Raw genomic sequence first — 18,453 nt, forward strand, 5'->3', positions numbered from 1 at the left:
CGGCCCCGCCGCGCCCGCGGGCGGCGGCGGGGGGCGGCCCCCCCCGGTGGGCGCCCCCCCGCGGCGGCCCCGGCGTCGCGGCGGGGGGGCCGCCCCGGGGGGCCCCCCCCCCGCTCCGTTTCGATTCGGCGGGGGCGGCCGGTCGTGAAACGATGCGGACATGTCTGTTGAGTCCAGGGTGGTTCCCGTGCTGGGTGAGCTGTGCCGGCGCGGAATCGTCGCCGCGCCCATGGCAGGCGGGGTCTCCCGCCCGGAGCTGGCCGGTGCCGTGTCCGACGCGGGCGGGCTCGGCTTCCTCGCCGCGGGATACAAGACCGCCGACGGCATGTACGAGGAGATCAAGCAGCTGCGCGCGCTGACGCCCAAGCCCTTCGGCGTCAACCTCTTCATGCCGCAGCCCGCCGCCGACCCGGCCGCCCTCGACCTCTACCGGCAGCAGCTCACCAGCGAGAGCGCCTGGTACGAGACGCCCATCGACGAAAAGGACGACCGGCACGGCACCGACGACGGGTACGAGGCCAAACTGGCGCTCCTCGTCGACGACCCGGTGCCGGTGGTGTCGTTCACCTTCGGCTGCCCCTCCCGCGACGAACTCGACGCCCTCGCCCACGTGGGCACCTTCACGGTCGTCACCGTGACCACCCCCGAGGAGGCGCAGGCCGCGGAGTGGGCCGGGGCGGACGCCGTGTGCGTCCAGGGCATCGAGGCCGGCGGCCACCAGGGCACCCACCGCGACGACCCGCAGACCGACGGCAGCAGCGGGCTGGGCCTGCTGTCCCTGGTGACGCAGGTCCGCGAGACCGTGCAGCTGCCGGTGATCGCCGCGGGCGGGCTGATGCGCGGGGCGCAGATCGCCGCCGTACGGGCCGCCGGGGCGGACGCGGCACAGCTCGGGACGGCGTTCCTGGCGTGCCCGGAGTCCGGCGCGCACGCCATGCACAAGCAGGCCCTGAAGAACCCTTTGTTCGTACGGACCGAACTCACCCGGGCGTTCTCCGGGAGGCCCGCGCGCGGCCTGGTCAACCGCTTCATGCGCGAGCACGGCCCGTACGCGCCGTCCGCGTACCCCGAGGTGCACTTCATGACGGCGGGGCTGCGCAGGGCCGCCGCGCGGGTGGGCGACGCACAGGGGATGGCGCTGTGGGCGGGACAGGGGCACCGGCTGGCCCGGGACCTGCCCGCCGGACGGCTGGTGCAGGTGCTCGGCGCCGAGGCGGACTCGGCGTGGACGGAGATGGCTTTGAGGAGGTCGACGTCATGACGGCGCCGGTGTTCGTCGTGGAGAGCGTGCCGCAGGGCGGCGAGTACGTCCTGGAGGGCCCCGAGGGGCGTCACGCGGTGTCCGTGCGGCGGCTGCGGGCGGGCGAGGACGTCGTGCTCGCCGACGGGCTCGGCAACGGCGCCCAGGCCGTCGTGGTGGCCGCCGAGGGCAAGGACCGGCTCGTCGTGAAGGTGACCGGGACCCTCGTCGAGGACGAGCCGGGGCCGCGGATCACCGTCGTGCAGGCACTGCCCAAGGGCGACCGGGGCGAGCTGGCCGTCGAGACGATGACCGAGACCGGGGTGGACGCCGTCGTGCCGTGGCAGGCGGCGCGCTGCATCACCCAGTGGAAGGGCGAGCGGGGCGCCAAGTCGCTCGCCAAGTGGCGGGCCACCGCACGCGAGGCCGGCAAGCAGTCGCGCAGGCTCCGCTTCCCGGAGGTCGCGGACGCGATGAGCACCAAACAGGTGGGGTCACTTCTGGCCACCGCCGACTTCGCCGCCGTACTGCACGAGGACCGGGACGCCGACAGCGGTGCGCTGGCCGTCGCCGAACTGCCGCGGAACGGCAGCATCGTGCTGGTCGTCGGGCCCGAGGGCGGGGTCTCGCCCGAGGAACTGGCACTGTTCGCGGCGGCGGGGGCGAAACCGTACCGGCTGGGCCGCAGCGTGCTGCGCACCTCCACCGCGGGAACGGCGGCCACCGCACTGCTGCTGGGGCGCACCGGACGGTGGTCCTGAACGGTCCGGGGCATTCTCACAGGGGATCTCGACGAGGGAGAGAGCGATGGAACTCGCACAAGTACGGCTGCTGGTGTCCGACTTCGCGGCCTGCTACCGCTTCTACGGTGAAGTGCTCGGTCTGAAACCCCAGTCGGGGTTCGAGAACGGGCCGTACGAGAAGTTCTCGCCCGCGGTCGGTTCCGCCGGCGTCGCCCTCCAGGACCGGGCCATGATGGCCGAGCTGCTGGGGGAGCTGGCCCAGGACCCGGCGGGGCACCGGTCGTTCGTGGTGCTGCGGGTCGACGACCTCGACGGGTACTGCGCGGAGATCACCGGGCGCGGCGCCGAGCTGGTGCACGGGCCCGCGCCGATGACGGAGCGGATGCGGGTCGCCCACCTCAAGGACCCCGAGGGCAACCTGGTGGAACTCCAGGAGTGGCTGCTGCTCGGCGGCTGAGGCACCGCACCGGGCCGGGCGCCCGCCGGACCGGCCTCGATTCGCCCACGCGCGCGCGTGCCCGCGGCGCGGCCCGCGGACGACGGCCCGGACCGCTGCCCCGCGCGCGTGCCCACAGTGGCCGCAACCGGACTGTTCGCGGTGCGCGCCCGGTGGGAGGCTGCCTCCCATGGGCGCTACGAGGCGTTTACGGTACCGGCGCACCCTCGCGGCACTGGGTGTGGCCGGAGCGACGGCCGCAGGGGTCGTGGCGTGCGAGCCGGGCGGCGGATCGGGCGGGATGAGTTCGGTCGCGGTCGCACTGACCACCGACCAGACCGGCACGCGCGCGCTGGAGCGGGCCGGTGTGAGCGTCCAGTGGATGACGTGCACGGCCACGGTCGGGGAGAGCGGCAGGGCCACCACGGGGCCGGGCAACGGCACCAGCCCGCGCCCCACCAGGATCACCGCCACCCCGGGCTCGCGCAACGTCGCCACCGTCTCCTGCGAGGGCCAGACCAAGGACGGCAAGGAGATCCGCATCCGCGGCCGGGTCACCGACGAACGCGACGGACGGTGCGTCCGCGGCGACATCACCGCCGTGGTGAGCGGGCGCACCGTGTTCCGGCTCAGCGTGCTCGGCGACTGCAACGCCCCCACGTCGAGGCCCACTTCGCACCCGACGCGGCCCACGCCGCCACCGACGCAGCGCCCCACCTGGAACCCGCCGCCCACCTGGAGCCCGCCGCCCACCTGGCATCCGCCCACACCCACCAGGGAGCCGCAGCCGCGGCCCACCGTCACCGTGACGGTCACCGCGGACCCGCCGCCCCAGCCCCCACCCCCCGAACCCACGCCCACCTGCAGCTGCCCGCCCGGGAATTGAGACAGGCGCCGTCGCGGCCGGGCTCCGCCGGATTTTCGAAAAAACGATCCCGGCAAGCAACCCGCACGACGCGAAAGGGCTCCTACTATGGGGGAGCCGCCGGATCACCAGTGCGCCGCAGGGGGTTCGACGGGCCCGCCGAACGGGCAGAGAACCGGGTGAACGGACGGGTTCCAAAGCGGTGTTCGTCGTACTGCCGTGCTCCCCATCTGCACCGCGGCGCATACCTACGTAGCCCCCACCAGGTGAATTAGGTGTACGGATCTCCGGCCCGCAGAGGCGCGCGAGAGGCCCGACCCCGGTCAGAGTGGGCCCATGCCTCCCGCATACGGCCTCCCCGTTTCCCGCATCCCCCACGAGCCGACCCTCGGTGACCTCCGTGAACTGCTCGTCGAGACACGGCTGGTGACCCTCACCGGTCCCGCCGGAGTCGGCAAGTCGCACCTCGCCGCCCGCGTCGCCGAAGCCGTCACGGACCTCCCCGTCCACCGCGCCGACCTCTCCGACTGCGCGGACGCCGCCCTGGTCCCGCAGACCGTCGCCGCCGCCCTGCACGCCGGGACCGCCCCCGGCAGCGGCACCGACCCGATGGAGGCGGTGCTGCGCCTCCTCGCCGGACGGCGCGGACTGCTCGTACTGGACACCTGCGAGCACGTCCGGCCCGGCTGCGCCTACCTGGTGGGGCGGCTGCACGACGCCTGCCCCGGCCTCCAGATCCTGGTCACCAGCCGCACCCCCATCGGGGTGCCCGACGAGCAGCGGATCCCGCTGCGCCCGCTCTCGCGCGAGCAGACCGTGGACCTGCTGCGCGAGAAGGCCGCGGTGCAGGGCGTCGACCTGCCGGTGTTCTGGACCAGGCTGCTCGCCGAGCGCCTCGACGGCGACCCGCTGAGCGTGCTGCTCGCCGCCCGCACCCTCGGCAGGTCGGCCACCCCGCAGCAGCTGTACGGCAGCCTGTGCGAGCCGGGCGCCCGGTTCGGGGTGTTGATACACGGTCCGAAGCAGCCCGCCCGGCACAGCACCCTGCTGCGGGCCATCGCCTGGAGCCACGACCTGTGCGGGCGGGCGGAACGGCTCCTGTGGGCGCGGCTGTCGGCGTTCACCGGGAACTTCACCGCCGAGCAGGTGCGGACGGTCTTCGCGGGCGACAGCGAACTGTCCGCGCTGGTCGACTCGTCGGTGGTGCTGCCGGAGGAGGACGGCACCTTCCGGCTGCCGCTGGCCCACCGCGAGTACGGGCAGCTGCTGCTGGAAGGACTGGGCAGGCCGTAGGGCGCAACCGGCGACGGTGCCCGCGCCCGGACCCGCGTGGGCGGACCGGCCGGCCGTCTCCATAAGGTGGCGGCATGTCCGACGAGTCACCCCTGATACGCAGCCTGCGCGCGGCCGTCGCGGCCGCCCCCGACGACGTACCCCTGCGACTGCACCTCGCACAGCTGCTGCTCGAAGCCGGGCAGCAGAACGCGGCGGTCGCCGAGGCGGCCGTGGCACTGACCCACGCACCGGGGGACGCCCAGGCGAGGGAACTGATGGCGCGGGCCGTGGGAGTCCCGGTGGCGCCCGCCGAACCGGCGTCCGGGCCCCCGCCCGCTCCGGACGCGCATCCCGTACCGGCCGTGGAATCCGTACCGGCCGCGCAGCCCGCTCCCGTGGTGGATTCCGTGCCGGCAGCGCAGCCCGCTCCCGTCGTGCGGTGTGGCCCCTCGGCCGCTCAACCGCCGCCCCCGGCCGCCGGATTCGACTGGCAGGCGGCAGCCCAGGAGGTCGAGGACGTCCTGCCGCCGCGCTTCGCCGCCCCCGGGAGCACGCCGGGGCAGCCGGTTGTGGAGCAGCCGCTCGCGGCCGACGGCGGCGGAGACGCGGGTGACGCGGAGGCGTACGACGTCGAGGCGCCCGGCGGCCCCAGGCTCGCCGACGTCGGCGGCATGCAGGAGGTCAAGGACCGGCTGGAAGCGGCGTTCCTGGCCCCGATGCGCAACCCCGAACTGCGCAAACTGTTCGGCAAGAGCCTGCGCGGAGGACTGCTGCTGTACGGGCCGCCCGGCTGCGGCAAGACCTTCATCGCGCGGGCGGTGGCGGGGGAACTGGGCGCCTCGTTCATGTCGGTGTCGCTGAGCGACGTGCTCGACATGTACATCGGCCAGTCCGAGCGGAACATCCACGAAGTGTTCCGGGCCGCCCGCCGCAAGGCCCCCTGCGTGGTCTTCCTCGACGAACTGGACGCACTGGGCGCCAAGCGCAGCCGTTCGCACCACAGCGGCCTGCGCAACGCCGTCAACCAGCTCCTCGTCGAACTCGACGGCGTCGACAACGACAACGAGGGCGTCTTCGTCCTCGCCGCCACCAACGTCCCCTGGGACGTGGACCTCGCCCTGCGCCGCCCCGGCCGGCTCGACCGCACCCTGCTGGTGCTGCCGCCCGACGAACCGGCCCGCGAGGCGATCCTGCGCTACCACCTCAAGGACCGCCCCATCGAATCCGTCGACCTCGGCAAACTCGTCAAGGTCACCGACGGGTTCTCCGGCGCCGACCTCGCGCACGTCTGCGAGAGCGCGTCCGAGACGGCACTGCTCGACTCCGCGCGCACCGGCACCGTCCGCATGATCAACACCAAGGACCTGCTGGGCGCCGCACGACAGCTCCGGCCCTCGACCGACCCCTGGTTCGCCGCCGCGCGCAACGTGGCGATGTTCGCCAACGACGGCGGCACGTACGACGACCTGCTCGCCCACCTCAAGCGGAAGAAGAAGCTGTGAACGGGCCCGCGCTCACCGCCAGGGCGGGTACGCTCCTCGACCTCGGCCGCCCCGACGAGGCCCGCCCGCTGCTCGCCGCACGCCTCGCGGAGGACCCCGGCGACGCCGCCGCCTGGGTGCACCTGGCACGCTGCCACCTCTCCGGCACGGCGGACCTGGCCCAGGCCGAGTACGCGCTCGACCAGGCGCTCGCGCACGACCCCGAGGGGCTGGGCGCGCTGATCCTGCGCCAGCGCCTGATGTGCATCCTGGGCCGCCGGGACGAGGCACAGCGCTCCGGCCGTCAAGCCGTCCACGCGCACCCGCAGCACTGGGCCGCGCACGTCGCCCTGTCGGAGGCGCTCCAGCACCCGCGGGAGGCCCTGGAGGAGGCGTACGACGTCGCGCGGGAAGCCGTACGTCTGGAGCCCGAGGAGACCGAGACGCACCACGCGCTGTGGACGGCCGCACATCTGCTGGGCAGGCAGGACGTGGCCGAACAGGCGGTCGCCGCGGCGCTCGCGGTCGATCCGCAGTGCCGCTGGGCGCACACGGTACGGGCGAACACGGCGGCCGCCGCACCCGGTGCCAAGCTCCCCGACGTGGCCGACGCGTACGCCGACGCACTGGCCGCCGCCCCCACCAGCGACGGGCTGCGCAGGGGCCTGGAGAGCACCGTCTACCGGATGCTGCGCGGCACCCGCTGGCTGGCGCTGCTGTGCGTGGCCGTCGCCGGGGTCACCGGGCGGCTGTTCCCCGGCGGCGGCCCGTCGGAACTCCCCGTCCACCCGGGTACCCGGGCGTACGCGCTCGGCGTGATGGCCGCGCTCTGGGCGTTCGGCGCCTGGCGCCGCTACCGGGGGATGCGGGCGGGCGCCCGGCTCTCCGTACGGGCACTGCTCGCGACGGACTTCTGGGCGCGGGTGGCGTTCGGGCAGGCCGTGTGGTGCATGCTGTGCGCGGTCGTGGTGGTGGCGGTGCCCTGGACGGAGCGGTTGGTGCCGCAGGTGCTGTTCTGGGCCGCACTGGTGCCGACACTGCTGACCGTGTGGTTCGAGCGGGCGGCGCTGCGGGCGCAGCGGGAGAGGGAACGGCGGCTGTGGGAACAACCGCTGGGCAAGGGCGCCGCGGGGAGCGGCCGATAGCATGCGCGGTGTCCGATCAGCGCATCCACGAGGAGCCCGACATGACAGGTGAAGCGCAGCCCGACTGCCTGTTCTGCAAGATCGTCGCCAAGGAGATCCCGGCGACCGTCGTGCGCGAGAGCGAGACCACGCTCGCGTTCCGCGACATCAATCCGCAGGCGCCCACCCACGTCCTGGTCATCCCCAAGGTGCACCACCCGGACGCCGCCTCGCTGGCCGCCGCCGAGCCGCAGATCGCGGCCGACGTGCTGCGCGAGGCCGGCGAGGTCGCCTTCGACGAGGGCATCGCCGAGACCGGCTACCGGATCATCCTCAACACGGGCTCCGGCGCCGGCCAGACCGTCTTCCACGCGCACGCGCACGTCCTGGGCGGGCGTGGCCTCAACTGGCCTCCCGGATAGGACGGAAGAGCACGTGTCCGCCCGCGAACTCGTCGTCCTCGGCACCGCCAGCCAGGTCCCGACCCGCCGCCGCAACCACAACGGCTACCTCCTGCGCTGGGACGCCGAGGGCATCCTCTTCGACCCCGGCGAGGGCACCCAGCGCCAGATGCTGCGCGCCGGGGTCGCCGCGTACGACATCAACCGGATCTGCGTCACGCACTTCCACGGCGACCACTCCCTGGGGCTCGCCGGAGTCATCCAGCGGATCAACCTCGACCAGGTGCCGCACCCGGTCACCGCGCACTACCCGGCCTCGGGTCAGCACTTCTTCGAGCGGCTGCGCTACTCGACGGCCTACCGGGAGACCGTGCGGCTGACCGAGGCCCCGGTGGCCGACAACGGCACACTCGCCGCCACGCGCGCGTACACCCTGGAGGCGCACAAGCTGTCGCACCCGGTGGAGAGCTACGGCTACCGGCTCGTCGAACCGGACGGCCGCCGCATGCTGCCCGAAAAACTGGCCGCGCACGGCATCACGGGCCCGGACGTCGGCCGCCTCCAGCGGGAGGGCTCGCTGAACGGCGTCGACCTCGGGGACGTCAGCGAGGAACGGCGCGGACAGCGCTTCGCGTTCATCATGGACACCCGGCTCTGCGACGGAGTGCACGCCCTCGCCGAGGGGTGCGACATGCTCGTCATCGAGTCGACCTTCCTCGACGAGGACGTCCGCCTCGCCGAGGACCACGGCCATCTGACCGCGGGACAGGCGGCCGCGGCGGCCCGGGACGCGGGCGTACGGCACCTGGTGCTGACGCACTTCTCGCAGCGCTACAGCGACCCACAGGAGTTCGAACGGCAGGCCCGCGCGGCCGGCTTCGAAGGGGAACTGACGGTCGCGGACGATCTGATGCGGGTGCCGGTGCCGAAGAGGGTGTGAGGGGGCGGGGGATGGTGGGTGAGGGGATCGTTGAACGATTCTCGCAGGGGTGGCGCCACTTGAGGGTGAGTGGATTGTTGAACGATCCTCGGCCGGGGCGAGTCGTCGCGCAGCCTTGAGGCTGGTGGAATCGTAGAACGGTGGATTGCCCGCCGAGGGAATTGTTCAACGATCCCTCCATCCCCTCGTCTCCCTCATCCCCCCACCCCCACCCACCCCAAGCCCCCGGAACTTCCTCGTCCGCCACCGCCGCCGCCCTAGCGTGCTTGGCATGAACTCGTTCAGAGTCTGGCGTCCTCTGCTGCTCGTCGTGTCCGCCGCGCTGCTGCTGGTCCCGCAGACCGCCGCGGCGCAGTCTCCCGCCGCCCTCGCCGCGGCGCAGCCCCCACGGGCCGCCGCGGCGACGCCCGACCGGCCCTCCTACGACGTGACGTTGCGCGCCGACGCCGACGGCACGCAGTGGACGGGTCGGCAGACCGTCTCCTTCCGCAACGCCGCGCGCAAGCCGCTGCGTTTCGTCGACGTACGGCTGTGGGGCAACGGGACCGACGGCTGCGGAGCCCCGGGACGGCCGTCGCCGGTCCGGGTGGGCCGGGTCGCCGGCGGCACCCCGCACCCGCTCACCGTCGGCTGCACCGCGCTGCGGATCGACCTGGCGCGGCCACTGCCGTACGGGGCGCGGGCGAGCGTCTCCTTCGACGTCGCGCTCGCGGTGCCCGACCGGATCCACCGCTTCGGACGGGACGGCGCGTACCGCTTCCTCGGCAACGCCCTGCCGCTGCTGTCCGTGCAGGACGCGCAGGGCCGCCACCTCGACCCGGACGTGGGTTTCGGCGAGAGCTTCTACACGCTGGCCGGTGACTTCCGTGTCGTCCTCGACCACCCGAGCGCGCTCAAGGTGCCCGCGACGGGCACCACGACCCGCCGGGCGGGCGCTGCCGGCCGCACCCTCAGCACCAGCGTGGCGCGCGGGGTGCGGGACTTCGCGTGGGCCGCGGGACCCTTCCGTACGAAGTCGGTGACCTCGCCCGGCGGGGTCCGGCTGAACGCCTACTGGACCGACACCACCCCCGCCTCGGGCATCGAGATCGACCTGGCCGACGCCACGCGCGCGACGGACGAGTTCGGGCGCCGGTTCGGCCGCTACCCGTACGGCGAGATCGACCTCGTCATGAGCGACCACCTCGACGACTTCGGCAGCATGGAGTTCCCCGGACTCGTGCTGCTGTCGACCGAGCCCGAGGGGTCGGCGGCCGTGCACGAGATAGCCCACCAGTGGTGGTACGGCATCGTCGGCAACGACGAGTACACCTCGCCCTGGCTGGACGAGTCCTTCGCGCAGTACGCGAACCAGCTGTACTACGGGGAGGACACCCGCACCTGCTGGCAGGACCTGGGGGAGTGGCCCAGCGCAACGGCCGCCCTCACCCGTTCCATGGGGTACTTCGCGGACGGCCGCCGCGGCGAGTTCGTCCAGGTGCTCTACCGCCGCGGCTCCTGCGCCCTGCACGACCTGGAACGCACCCTCGGCACCCCCGCGATGGAGGCCATGCTGCGGCGGTACGCCCGCGACCACTGGCAGGGCGTGTCGACCACCGAGGACTTCAAGCGGGCCGCGCAGGCGGCGACCACGAAGGACCTCGGACCGTTCTGGGAGGAGCACCGGATCCACTGACCCGGGAGCGGGCCGGGGCCGCCCCTGCCCGGGGCCCGCTCCCGGAGTCAGGCGTCCGCGCCCGTCCGCTCCCGCTGCGCCCGGCGCGCCCGGGGCACGCGCGCGGGGTGCGGGGCGGAGCGGGCGAACGGCGAGCGGACCCGCCGGGTGAGCGGCCGTACGGAGATCTCCGCGACCTCCTGTTCCGCGGCTCCCACCTGCGGCACCTGTCCGGCGGGCGCGCCCGTGGTGCCCGCCAGGACCGCTGCCGGAGCGCCGCCCCTGCGGCGTACCGCACCCGCCACCAGCGGGCGTCCACCGGTGTGCAGGGCGACCGCCGTCATCGGTATCGCGGTCAGCAGCAGGACGGAGCCGAGCACCAGCCCCATGCCGGGGAAGCCCGCCCCGGCGGACAGCAGGCTGCCGGCGACCGGCCCGCACGCCACGCCCAGCGACGACGCCGAGCCCGCGAACACCGCCCACCGGCCGCGCGGATCCAGCGAGGCGGCCAGGCCGATCAGGTACGACAGGACGACCGGGTAGACCGCGTTCCACAGGATCTCGCCCGTCGCGAAGGACACCAGGCCCCGTGCCGAGGAGCTGACCGCGATGCACAGGGCGATGGCGACGGTTCCGCCGCCCACCGGCAGCGCCCGCCCGAGCCGGGAGCCGAGCGCGCCCGCGGTGCTCACGCCGATCAGACCGGCGCCGAGACCGGCGGCGAAGACCGCTCCGACGGTCACCTCGGACAGGCCGGCCTGGACGGTGCCTATCCGGTTGCTGACCCCCCACAGGGCGTTCTGGCACAGGGACCAGCAGAGCATGGCCGCGGCCAGCACCAGGCCGGAGCGCAGGTGCGGCAGCCGCGAGGGATGCGCGGCGGCGGCACCGAGCAATTCCAGGGGCGCCCGCGTCGCGGGTGAGGTGCTCGTCGAGGGGGCGTCGAGCCGGGCCGTGGCGGGCCAGACCAGCACCGCGATCAGGGTGAGTGCCATGAACGGCGGGCGGTGGCCGCCGTCCAGGTGCGGCACCGTCAGATAGAGCGCGCCCGCCGTCGCCGACACGCTCAGCAGGCCCATTACGGACGCCCGGTGCGGGTCGGTGGCCGCGGCGATCCCGGCGGCGGCGACCGCCGTCGTCGTACCGGAACCGAGTCCGCCGAGGGCGCAGCCCGCCACGACGGCCGGGACGGACGAGGCGAGTGCGGCGCAGCCGTAGCCCAGCAGCATCAGCAGCAGACCGGTGCGGGCCGCCCGGCGCGGGCCGATCCGCTGCACCCGGGAGGCCAGGGTGAAGCCCGCGGTGGCCGAGAACAGCAACAGGGTGCTGCCGACCAGGCCCGCCCCGGCGGGCGGCAGTCCGAGCCCGGAACCGAGCCGTCCCACCAGGGTGGGCAGCAGGTACGAGGCGAGGTAGCCGGCGGTGAAGACGGCGACGAGCGGCCACAGGGCGCGAGGGCGCGAGGGCAGGGCGCGGGAGCGCGAGAACACGGGCATTCCTGGAGAAGACATGCGTAATGACATGACGTCATGACGGCCATGGAGAAATGGGGTTGAGCGACCGTCGACGGACAGGAACGCGGCCCAATTCTTATCAAGCGCGCAGACCGCGGGAAAAGGGAAAACCTGCTGTGACCTGCAACACATTGTGTTTGGTCAAGGAGAGGTCGGGTAAACGCGCTTTTTTTCGGGATGTGCGGCTCGTTTGACGCGCCCGTCACGCCCTGTTCACAGAGCGCCGCCGACGCCTGCCGATCGTGCACACTGGCCGCAAAACGGCGGCGCACGAGCACTCGCGCACCGCAGCACGGCAAGGGCAGCACACGCACCGCACGACGGGGAGCGCAAGTGAGCACGCACCACCACTACGGCGACCGCCACGGCGAGAAGGTCATTCCCGGCGAGGGCGAGCACGTCCACGACACGCACGCCGCCGAAAGAGTCGATCCGCTGGACGGGCTGCGTGCCCCCGGCGGCCCCTGCTGCGACGTGTTCCTCACCGGCACGGTCTTCCTGGACATCATCTTCACCGGCCTCGACAGCGCCCCAGTGCGCGGCACCGAGTCCTGGGCCCGCGGCATGGGCTCCAGCCCCGGCGGGGTCGCCAACATGGCCACCGCCCTGGCCCGCCTCGGCCTGCGCACCGCCCTCGCCGCGGCCTTCGGCGACGACCACTACGGCGAGTACTGCTGGGACGCGCTCGCCGACGGCGAGGGCATCGACCTCGGCATGTCCCGCACGGTCCCCGGCTGGCACTCCCCGGTGACCGTCTCCATGGCCTACGAGGGCGAGCGCACGATGGTCTCGCACGGGCACGAGGCCCCGCCGCCCGGCGGCCCCGCGCCCTTCCCCGCCTGCCCCCCGCGCGCGCGTGCCGCGATCGCCTCCCTGGTGCCCGGCCACCGGCAGGACTGGGTGGAGTCCGCCGCCCGCAACGGCGCCCGCGTCTTCGCCGACGTCGGCTGGGACGACACCGGCCGCTGGGACCTGGCGGGCCTCGCCGACCTGGAGCACTGCGAGGCCTTCCTCCCCAACGCCGGGGAGGCCATGCGCTACACCCGCACCGACTGCCCCCGCAGGGCCGCCCACAAGCTCGCCGACAAGGTCCCGCTCGCCGTCGTCACCCTCGGCCCCGAGGGCGCCTACGCCGTGGACGGGGCGACCGGTGAGAGCGCCGAGGTGCCCGCCATCGCCGTGGAGGCACTGGACCCGACCGGGGCGGGGGACGTCTTCGTCGCCGGATTCGTCACCGGCACCCTCGCGGGCTGGCCGCTCGCCGACCGGCTCGCCTTCGCCGGGCTGACCGCCGCCCTCTCCGTCCAGGAGTTCGGCGGCTCGCTGTCCGCGCCCGGCTGGGCCGAGATCGGCGCCTGGTGGCAGCAGGTGCGGGGGTACGACGCCCAGGACCAGGAGGCGCTGCGCCGCTACGCCTTCCTGGAGGGCCTGCTCCCGGCGGACGCCAGGCCGTGGCCCCTGCGCAGGGCGGTGCCCACCATCGGCTTCCGGGCCTGAGGGGTTCGGCACCGGACCGGAAAGCTCCGGTTCCCGGGCCGGACGGCGGGCGGCGGACTGCGGGACGTACTTCGGGGCGGGCGGCGGAGGGCGGGCGGCGACCGGCGGGTCCCGGCCGGTTTACGGGCCGTGCCGGGGCCGTGAGCAGCGCTGCGGCGCCGGGGGCCCCGGTTCCGTAACGGTTCGAGGGTAAAACCCCCTGGCGTTGTCAGCGGTGAGTCGTACGCTTGGGAACCCAGAGGTTGTCGAGCAGCGAGAACCCTGCAACGGGAGGTATGTGCAGGCCACAGTGCCGGCCCATGACTCAGACACCCACACAGCAGCCGCAGGCCCGTGCCGAGTTCAAGATCCCGGCCTCTCACCCCATGGTGATGGTGCTCGGATCCGGGGACGCCCTGTTGCGCGTGATCGAAGAGGCCTTCCCGGCGGCCGACATCCACGTCCGGGGCAATGAGATCAGCGCTACGGGGGACACGGCGGAAGTCGCCCTGATCCAGCGGCTGTTCGACCAGATGATGCTGGTGCTCCGCACCGGGCAGCCGATGACGGAGGACGCAGTGGAACGCTCGATCGCCATGCTCAGGGCGAACGGCAACGGGAGCGGCGGGGGCGGGAAGAACGGCGGGGCCGTCACCGAGACCCCGGCCGAGGTACTCACCCAGAACATCCTCTCCAGCCGCGGCCGCACCATCCGCCCCAAGACGCTCAACCAGAAGCGGTACGTCGACGCCATCGACAAGAACACCGTCGTCTTCGGCATCGGCCCCGCGGGCACCGGCAAGACCTACCTCGCCATGGCGAAGGCGGTCCAGGCGCTCCAGTCCAAGCAGGTCGACCGGATCATCCTGACCCGTCCCGCCGTCGAGGCCGGTGAGCGCCTCGGCTTCCTCCCGGGCACCCTCTTCGACAAGATCGACCCGTATCTGCGCCCGCTCTACGACGCGCTGCACGACATGATGGACCCCGAGAGCATCCCCCGGCTGATGGCCGCCGGGACGATCGAGGTGGCCCCTCTGGCGTACATGCGCGGACGCACGCTGAACAGCGCGTTCGTCGTCCTCGACGAGGCGCAGAACACCAGCACCGAGCAGATGAAGATGTTCCTCACCCGGCTCGGCTTCGACTCGAAGATCGTCATCACCGGTGACGTCACCCAGGTCGACCTGCCGAACGGCACGAAGAGCGGTCTGCGCCAGGTCCAGGACATCCTCGGCGACGTCCCGGACATCCACTTCTCGCGGCTCACGTCGGAGGATGTCGTCCGGCACAAGCTCGTCGGCCGTATCGTCGACGCGTACGAGAGTTACGACAGCCGCAACGAGCAGCAGGGCCGGGGCGGCGCGAGCGGGAAGTAGAGCAGAAGCGCACCATGTCGATCGACGTCAACAACGAGTCCGGAACCGAGGTCGACGAGCAGGCGATCCTCGACATCGCCCGCTACGCCCTGACCCGGATGCGCATCCACCCGCTCTCCGAACTCTCGGTGATCGTCGTGGACGCCGACGCCATGGAGCAGCTGCACATCCAGTGGATGGACCTGCCGGGGCCCACCGATGTCATGTCCTTCCCGATGGACGAGCTGCGTCCGCCGGCCAAGGACGACGAGGAGCCCCCGCAGGGGCTCCTCGGTGACATCGTGCTCTGCCCCGAGGTCGCCGAACAGCAGGGCAAGGACGCGCCCACCGAGCACTCCATGGACGAGGAGCTCCAGCTGCTCACCGTGCACGGAGTGCTCCACCTCCTCGGGTACGACCACGAGGTGCCGGAGGAGAAGACCGAGATGTTCGGTCTGCAGGCCGCCATCGTCGACGGCTGGCGGGCGGAGAAGGGCCTCACCGGCCCCTCGCCGGCGCCGACCGTTTCATGAGCGTCCAGCTGATCCTCGGCGCCGTCGCCCTGGTCGTCGTCGCCTGGCTGGCGGCGTGCGCGGAGGCCGGAATCGCCCGGGTCTCCACCTTCCGGGCCGACGAGGCGGTGCGGGCGGGCAGACGCGGCAGCGCGAAGCTCGCCCAGGTCGCCGCCGACCCCACCCGCTACCTGAACGTGGCACTGCTGGTGCGCGTCGCCTGCGAGATGGCGGCGGGCGTGCTGGTCACGTACGGCTTCCTGGAACTCTTCGACAAGACCTGGCAGGCGCTGCTGGTCGCCATCGCCGTCATGGTGCTGGTGAGTTACGTCGCCGTGGGCGTGTCGCCGCGCACCATCGGCCGCCAGCACCCGCTGAACACCGCCACCGCCTCGGCGTACGTCCTGCTCCCGCTGGCCCGGGTGATGGGCCCCGTGCCGCAGCTGCTCATCCTCATCGGCAACGCGCTCACCCCCGGCAAGGGCTTCCGCAAGGGCCCCTTCGCCAGTGAGGCGGAGCTGCGCGCGATGGTCGACCTCGCCGAGCAGGAATCGCTCATCGAGGACGAGGAGCGGCGCATGGTGCACTCCGTCTTCGAGCTGGGCGACACCCTGGTGCGCGAGGTGATGGTGCCGCGTACGGACCTCATCTCGATCGAGCGCTTCAAGACGATCCGCCAGGCGCTGACCCTCGCGCTGCGTTCCGGTTTCTCCCGCATCCCGGTGACCGGGGAGAACGAGGACGACGTCGTCGGCGTCGTCTACCTCAAGGACCTCGTCCGCAAGACGCACATCAACCGCGACTCGGAGTCCGACCTGGTCTCCACGGCGATGCGCCCCGCCGTCTTCGTGCCGGACACGAAGAACGCCGGTGACCTGCTGCGCGAGATGCAGCAGGAGCGCAACCACGTCGCCGTGGTCATCGACGAGTACGGCGGTACCGCCGGCATCGTCACCATCGAGGACATCCTGGAGGAGATCGTCGGCGAGATCACCGACGAGTACGACCGCGAGGTCGCCCAGGTCGACGAACTGGGCGAGGGCCGCTTCCGGGTCACCGCCCGGCTCGACATCGACGACCTCGGGGAGCTGTACGGGCTCGACGAGTTCGACGACGAGGACGTCGAGACGGTCGGCGGTCTGCTCGCCAAGGCGCTCGGCAGGGTGCCGATCGCGGGGGCCTCGGCGATCGTGGACCTGCCGGACGGGCGGGCGCTGCGGCTGACGGCGGAGTCGCCCGCCGGCCGCCGGAACAAGATCGTCACGGTGCTGGCCGAGCCGGTGGAGCCGTCGGAGGACGGGCCGCCAGGGAGCTGAGCGGCATCCGGCCGGGCGGGGCGTGCCGGGCCGGTCGATACTGGCCCGCATGACTCCCGACCAACTCCGTGCCTTCTGCCTCGACTTCAACGAAGCCGTCGAGGAGTTCCCGTTCACGCCCGAAACCTCGGTCTTCAAGGTGCTGGGCAAGGTGTTCGCGCTCAGTGCCCTGGACGCGGAGCCGCTGCGGGTCAACCTCAAGTGCGACCCGGAGAACGCGCTGCGGCTGCGGGCCGCGCACCCGGCGGTCGTCCCCGGCTGGCACATGAACAAGCGCCACTGGAACACCGTCACCCTCGACGGCTCGCTCCCCGACCGCCTGGTGCGCGAGCTGATCGAGGACTCGTACGACCTGGTGGTGGCGGGCATGCCGAGGGCGGTCCGGCTGACGCTGGACCGCCCTTGACCGCTCACGTGGGGCGCGGCACTCGACCCCACCGGGGATTGTTCCCGCCGGGAATCGCCCTCCGTGGGAATCGCCCTCCGAGAGAATCGCGCTCTGAGGGGATTGCCCTCCGAGGGGATCGCGCTCTGAAGGGATTGCCCTCCGAGAGGATCGCCCTCTGAGGGAATCGCCCTCCGGGGGAATCGTTCAACGATTCTCCGATCGCACGATCCCCGCTCACACCTTGCGGCGCAGCCCCACCCCGATCAGGGCCGCACCGGCGATCAGCAGGGCCGCAGCGATGCCGAGGACCAGCCGTACGCCGCCGAGTAGGTCGCCCTGGGTGGTGGCCAGGACGCCGAGCAGCGGGATGCCGACCGTGATGCTGACCTGCTGGGTGGTGGTGACCAGGCCGGTCGCCAGCCCCTGCTCGTGGTCCGGGACGCCGGAGGTGACGGTCAGCCCGTACGCGATGATCGCGCCGAGGTGCGCCATGCTCGCCAGGGACACCGCGACCGTCGCCAACAGCGCCCCGCTGGAGGCGCCCACGCCGACCAGCGCCGCCGTCAGCACGCCCTGGACGAGGAGCGAGACCCACAGGGTGCGGCGGGCGCCGATCCGGCCGATCACCTTCGGGGCGAGCATTCCGGCGAGTACCGACAGCACGCCCTGCACACCGAAGACCAGACCGGTCACCGCGGCGGAGAGGTGCAGCACCTCCTGGAGGTAGAGGGTCAGCACGAAGACGACCGTGGTCATCAGCGAGAAGGTGAGCAGCCCGCCCAGGTTCCCCCAGGCGACGGAGGGGCGGCGCAGCATCGGCAGCGACACCAGCGGCTGGGCGGAGCGCGACTCGATCACCACGAACGCGACGAGCAGGGCCACACCGGCCACCAGGGCGACCGGGACGTCCACGTCGCCGAAGCCGCGCTGGGCCGCCGAGGACAGGCTGTAGATCAGCGCCAGCAGACCACCGGTCACGGTGACCGCGCCCGGCACGTCCAGACGCGGGCGCTGCGGGGTGCGGGACTCGCCGAGCACGCCGGGCGCCAGCGGCAGCACGATCAGGGTGAACAGGGCGAGCAGCCCCATCGTCGAGCGCCAGCCGAGCGTGTCCGTCATCACGCCCCCGGCCACCATGCCGACGGTGAAGCCGAGCGACAGCAGGGTGCCGCTGATGCCCAGCGCCCGGTCGCGCTGCGGGCCCTCGGGGAAGGTGGTGGTCAGCAGCGACATGCCGGTCGGCACGATCGCGGCGGCGCCCAGCCCCTGGAGGGCGCGGGCGGTCAGGAACACCGCCGGGTTCCAGGCGAACGCGGCCAGCACCGAGGCCGCGCCGAAGACGACCAGACCGGTCAGGAAGAGCTTGCGGCGGCCGAACAGGTCGCCGGTGCGCCCGAAGAGCAGCAGGAAGCCGCCCGAGGGCAGCGCGAACGCGGTGACCGCCCACTGCAGCGCGGACTGGCTCATGCCGAGGTCGGCGCCGAGCGCGGGCAGCGCCACGTTCAGTACGGAGAAGTCCAGGGAGACCATGAACTGCGCGGCGCACAGCACGAACAGGACCAGCGCGGACCGTGCGGGAGTGAGCGCGGTCCCCGTGGTCCGGGCGGGAGCGGCCTCGGGGCCGGAGGATTCGAGGGATTCGAGGGGTTCGAGGGGTTCGTCGGGGCGTGCGGGAGCGGACGGGGAAGTGGTGTCGAGTGCCATGTCCCACACTCTGGAGGCGTCGGAATATC

The 18,453-nt window shown here is 72.9% G+C and carries 17 protein-coding genes; 15 read left to right on the forward strand and 2 right to left on the reverse strand.

The genetic code is table 11. The features are described from left to right. Positions 1–160: 160 nt before the first annotated feature. The 10 genes from ACFYVL_RS18565 (at position 161) to ACFYVL_RS18610 (ending at position 10,180) form a co-directional block, all read left to right on the forward strand. On the forward strand, positions 161–1,261 hold the full coding sequence (locus ACFYVL_RS18565; RefSeq protein ID WP_389245972.1) for a nitronate monooxygenase: 1,101 nt from the start codon (positions 161–163) through the stop codon (positions 1,259–1,261). Then, positions 1,258–2,001 (forward strand): 16S rRNA (uracil(1498)-N(3))-methyltransferase, encoded by a 744-nt coding sequence (locus ACFYVL_RS18570; RefSeq protein ID WP_389245974.1) that lies wholly within the window; start codon positions 1,258–1,260, stop codon positions 1,999–2,001. Before ACFYVL_RS18565 ends, ACFYVL_RS18570 begins: the two co-directional genes overlap by 4 nt. 46 nt (positions 2,002–2,047) lie before the next feature. Next, entirely contained in the window at positions 2,048–2,440 is a 393-nt protein-coding gene (locus ACFYVL_RS18575) for a VOC family protein (RefSeq protein WP_389245976.1), read from the forward strand. A gap of 280 nt (positions 2,441–2,720) precedes the next feature. Next, on the forward strand, positions 2,721–3,305 hold the full coding sequence (locus ACFYVL_RS18580) for a hypothetical protein (RefSeq protein WP_389245978.1): 585 nt from the start codon (positions 2,721–2,723) through the stop codon (positions 3,303–3,305). A gap of 315 nt (positions 3,306–3,620) precedes the next feature. Further along, complete coding sequence (locus ACFYVL_RS18585; protein WP_389245980.1) at positions 3,621–4,577, forward strand: ATP-binding protein; 957 nt, start codon at positions 3,621–3,623, stop codon at positions 4,575–4,577. A 74-nt stretch (positions 4,578–4,651) separates the two neighbouring features. Next, a complete protein-coding gene (locus ACFYVL_RS18590; RefSeq protein ID WP_389245982.1) occupies positions 4,652–6,061 on the forward strand; it encodes an AAA family ATPase in 1,410 nt (469 codons plus the stop codon). Further along, a complete protein-coding gene (locus ACFYVL_RS18595; protein WP_389245984.1) occupies positions 6,058–7,185 on the forward strand; it encodes a tetratricopeptide repeat protein in 1,128 nt (375 codons plus the stop codon). The genes ACFYVL_RS18590 and ACFYVL_RS18595 overlap by 4 nt, the downstream gene beginning before the upstream one ends. Positions 7,186–7,226: 41 nt before the next feature. Then, positions 7,227–7,586, forward strand: coding sequence for a histidine triad nucleotide-binding protein (locus tag ACFYVL_RS18600; RefSeq protein ID WP_389245985.1), 360 nt, complete (start codon positions 7,227–7,229; stop codon positions 7,584–7,586). 13 nt (positions 7,587–7,599) lie between these two features. After that, complete coding sequence (locus tag ACFYVL_RS18605) at positions 7,600–8,505, forward strand: ribonuclease Z (protein WP_389245987.1); 906 nt, start codon at positions 7,600–7,602, stop codon at positions 8,503–8,505. 271 nt (positions 8,506–8,776) lie between these two features. After that, complete coding sequence (locus ACFYVL_RS18610; RefSeq protein WP_389245989.1) at positions 8,777–10,180, forward strand: M1 family metallopeptidase; 1,404 nt, start codon at positions 8,777–8,779, stop codon at positions 10,178–10,180. 47 nt (positions 10,181–10,227) lie between these two features. Here the strand turns inward: ACFYVL_RS18610 and ACFYVL_RS18615 are convergent, their stop codons facing one another. Further along, positions 10,228–11,628: an MFS transporter gene (locus ACFYVL_RS18615; RefSeq protein ID WP_389246553.1), complete on the reverse strand. Its 1,401-nt coding sequence runs from the start codon at positions 11,626–11,628 to the stop codon at positions 10,228–10,230. Between the two features lie 423 nt (positions 11,629–12,051). Between ACFYVL_RS18615 and ACFYVL_RS18620 the strand changes: the two genes are divergently transcribed. The 5 genes from ACFYVL_RS18620 to ACFYVL_RS18640 all read left to right on the forward strand — a co-directional run bounded on the left by ACFYVL_RS18620 (position 12,052) and on the right by ACFYVL_RS18640 (position 16,738). Continuing rightward, on the forward strand, positions 12,052–13,170 hold the full coding sequence (locus ACFYVL_RS18620; protein WP_389246555.1) for a carbohydrate kinase family protein: 1,119 nt from the start codon (positions 12,052–12,054) through the stop codon (positions 13,168–13,170). Positions 13,171–13,469: 299 nt separating this feature from the next. Continuing rightward, entirely contained in the window at positions 13,470–14,525 is a 1,056-nt protein-coding gene (locus tag ACFYVL_RS18625; RefSeq protein WP_389245991.1) for a PhoH family protein, read from the forward strand. Between the two features lie 14 nt (positions 14,526–14,539). Beyond that, positions 14,540–15,037: an rRNA maturation RNase YbeY gene (gene ybeY, locus ACFYVL_RS18630; RefSeq protein WP_389245993.1), complete on the forward strand. Its 498-nt coding sequence runs from the start codon at positions 14,540–14,542 to the stop codon at positions 15,035–15,037. Further along, on the forward strand, positions 15,034–16,332 hold the full coding sequence (locus tag ACFYVL_RS18635; RefSeq protein ID WP_389245995.1) for a hemolysin family protein: 1,299 nt from the start codon (positions 15,034–15,036) through the stop codon (positions 16,330–16,332). Before ybeY ends, ACFYVL_RS18635 begins: the two co-directional genes overlap by 4 nt. Before the next feature lie 49 nt (positions 16,333–16,381). Then, entirely contained in the window at positions 16,382–16,738 is a 357-nt protein-coding gene (locus tag ACFYVL_RS18640; protein ID WP_389245997.1) for an MmcQ/YjbR family DNA-binding protein, read from the forward strand. 216 nt (positions 16,739–16,954) lie between these two features. Here the strand turns inward: ACFYVL_RS18640 and ACFYVL_RS18645 are convergent, their stop codons facing one another. Then, complete coding sequence (locus ACFYVL_RS18645) at positions 16,955–18,424, reverse strand: MFS transporter (protein ID WP_389245999.1); 1,470 nt, start codon at positions 18,422–18,424, stop codon at positions 16,955–16,957. Positions 18,425–18,453: the final 29 nt, after the last annotated feature.

Origin of the sequence: Streptomyces sp. NPDC004111, assembly GCF_042874215.1 — a bacterium.
In the GTDB taxonomy this organism is placed as follows: Bacteria; Actinomycetota; Actinomycetes; order Streptomycetales; family Streptomycetaceae; genus Streptomyces.

What these genes read in the sequence shown, in the direction of transcription:
- ybeY (WP_389245993.1), top strand. Translation starts at nt 14,540, where the DNA reads ATGTCGATCGACGTCAACAACGAGTCCGGAACCGAGGTCGACGAGCAG.
- ACFYVL_RS18575 (WP_389245976.1), top strand. Translation starts at nt 2,048, where the DNA reads ATGGAACTCGCACAAGTACGGCTGCTGGTGTCCGACTTCGCGGCCTGC.
- ACFYVL_RS18565 (WP_389245972.1), top strand. Translation starts at nt 161, where the DNA reads ATGTCTGTTGAGTCCAGGGTGGTTCCCGTGCTGGGTGAGCTGTGCCGG.
- ACFYVL_RS18610 (WP_389245989.1), top strand. Translation starts at nt 8,777, where the DNA reads ATGAACTCGTTCAGAGTCTGGCGTCCTCTGCTGCTCGTCGTGTCCGCC.
- ACFYVL_RS18600 (WP_389245985.1), top strand. Translation starts at nt 7,227, where the DNA reads ATGACAGGTGAAGCGCAGCCCGACTGCCTGTTCTGCAAGATCGTCGCC.
- ACFYVL_RS18590 (WP_389245982.1), top strand. Translation starts at nt 4,652, where the DNA reads ATGTCCGACGAGTCACCCCTGATACGCAGCCTGCGCGCGGCCGTCGCG.
- ACFYVL_RS18625 (WP_389245991.1), top strand. Translation starts at nt 13,470, where the DNA reads ATGACTCAGACACCCACACAGCAGCCGCAGGCCCGTGCCGAGTTCAAG.
- ACFYVL_RS18580 (WP_389245978.1), top strand. Translation starts at nt 2,721, where the DNA reads ATGAGTTCGGTCGCGGTCGCACTGACCACCGACCAGACCGGCACGCGC.
- ACFYVL_RS18645 (WP_389245999.1), bottom strand. Translation starts at nt 18,424, where the DNA reads ATGGCACTCGACACCACTTCCCCGTCCGCTCCCGCACGCCCCGACGAA.
- ACFYVL_RS18585 (WP_389245980.1), top strand. Translation starts at nt 3,621, where the DNA reads ATGCCTCCCGCATACGGCCTCCCCGTTTCCCGCATCCCCCACGAGCCG.
- ACFYVL_RS18635 (WP_389245995.1), top strand. Translation starts at nt 15,034, where the DNA reads ATGAGCGTCCAGCTGATCCTCGGCGCCGTCGCCCTGGTCGTCGTCGCC.
- ACFYVL_RS18570 (WP_389245974.1), top strand. Translation starts at nt 1,258, where the DNA reads ATGACGGCGCCGGTGTTCGTCGTGGAGAGCGTGCCGCAGGGCGGCGAG.
- ACFYVL_RS18640 (WP_389245997.1), top strand. Translation starts at nt 16,382, where the DNA reads ATGACTCCCGACCAACTCCGTGCCTTCTGCCTCGACTTCAACGAAGCC.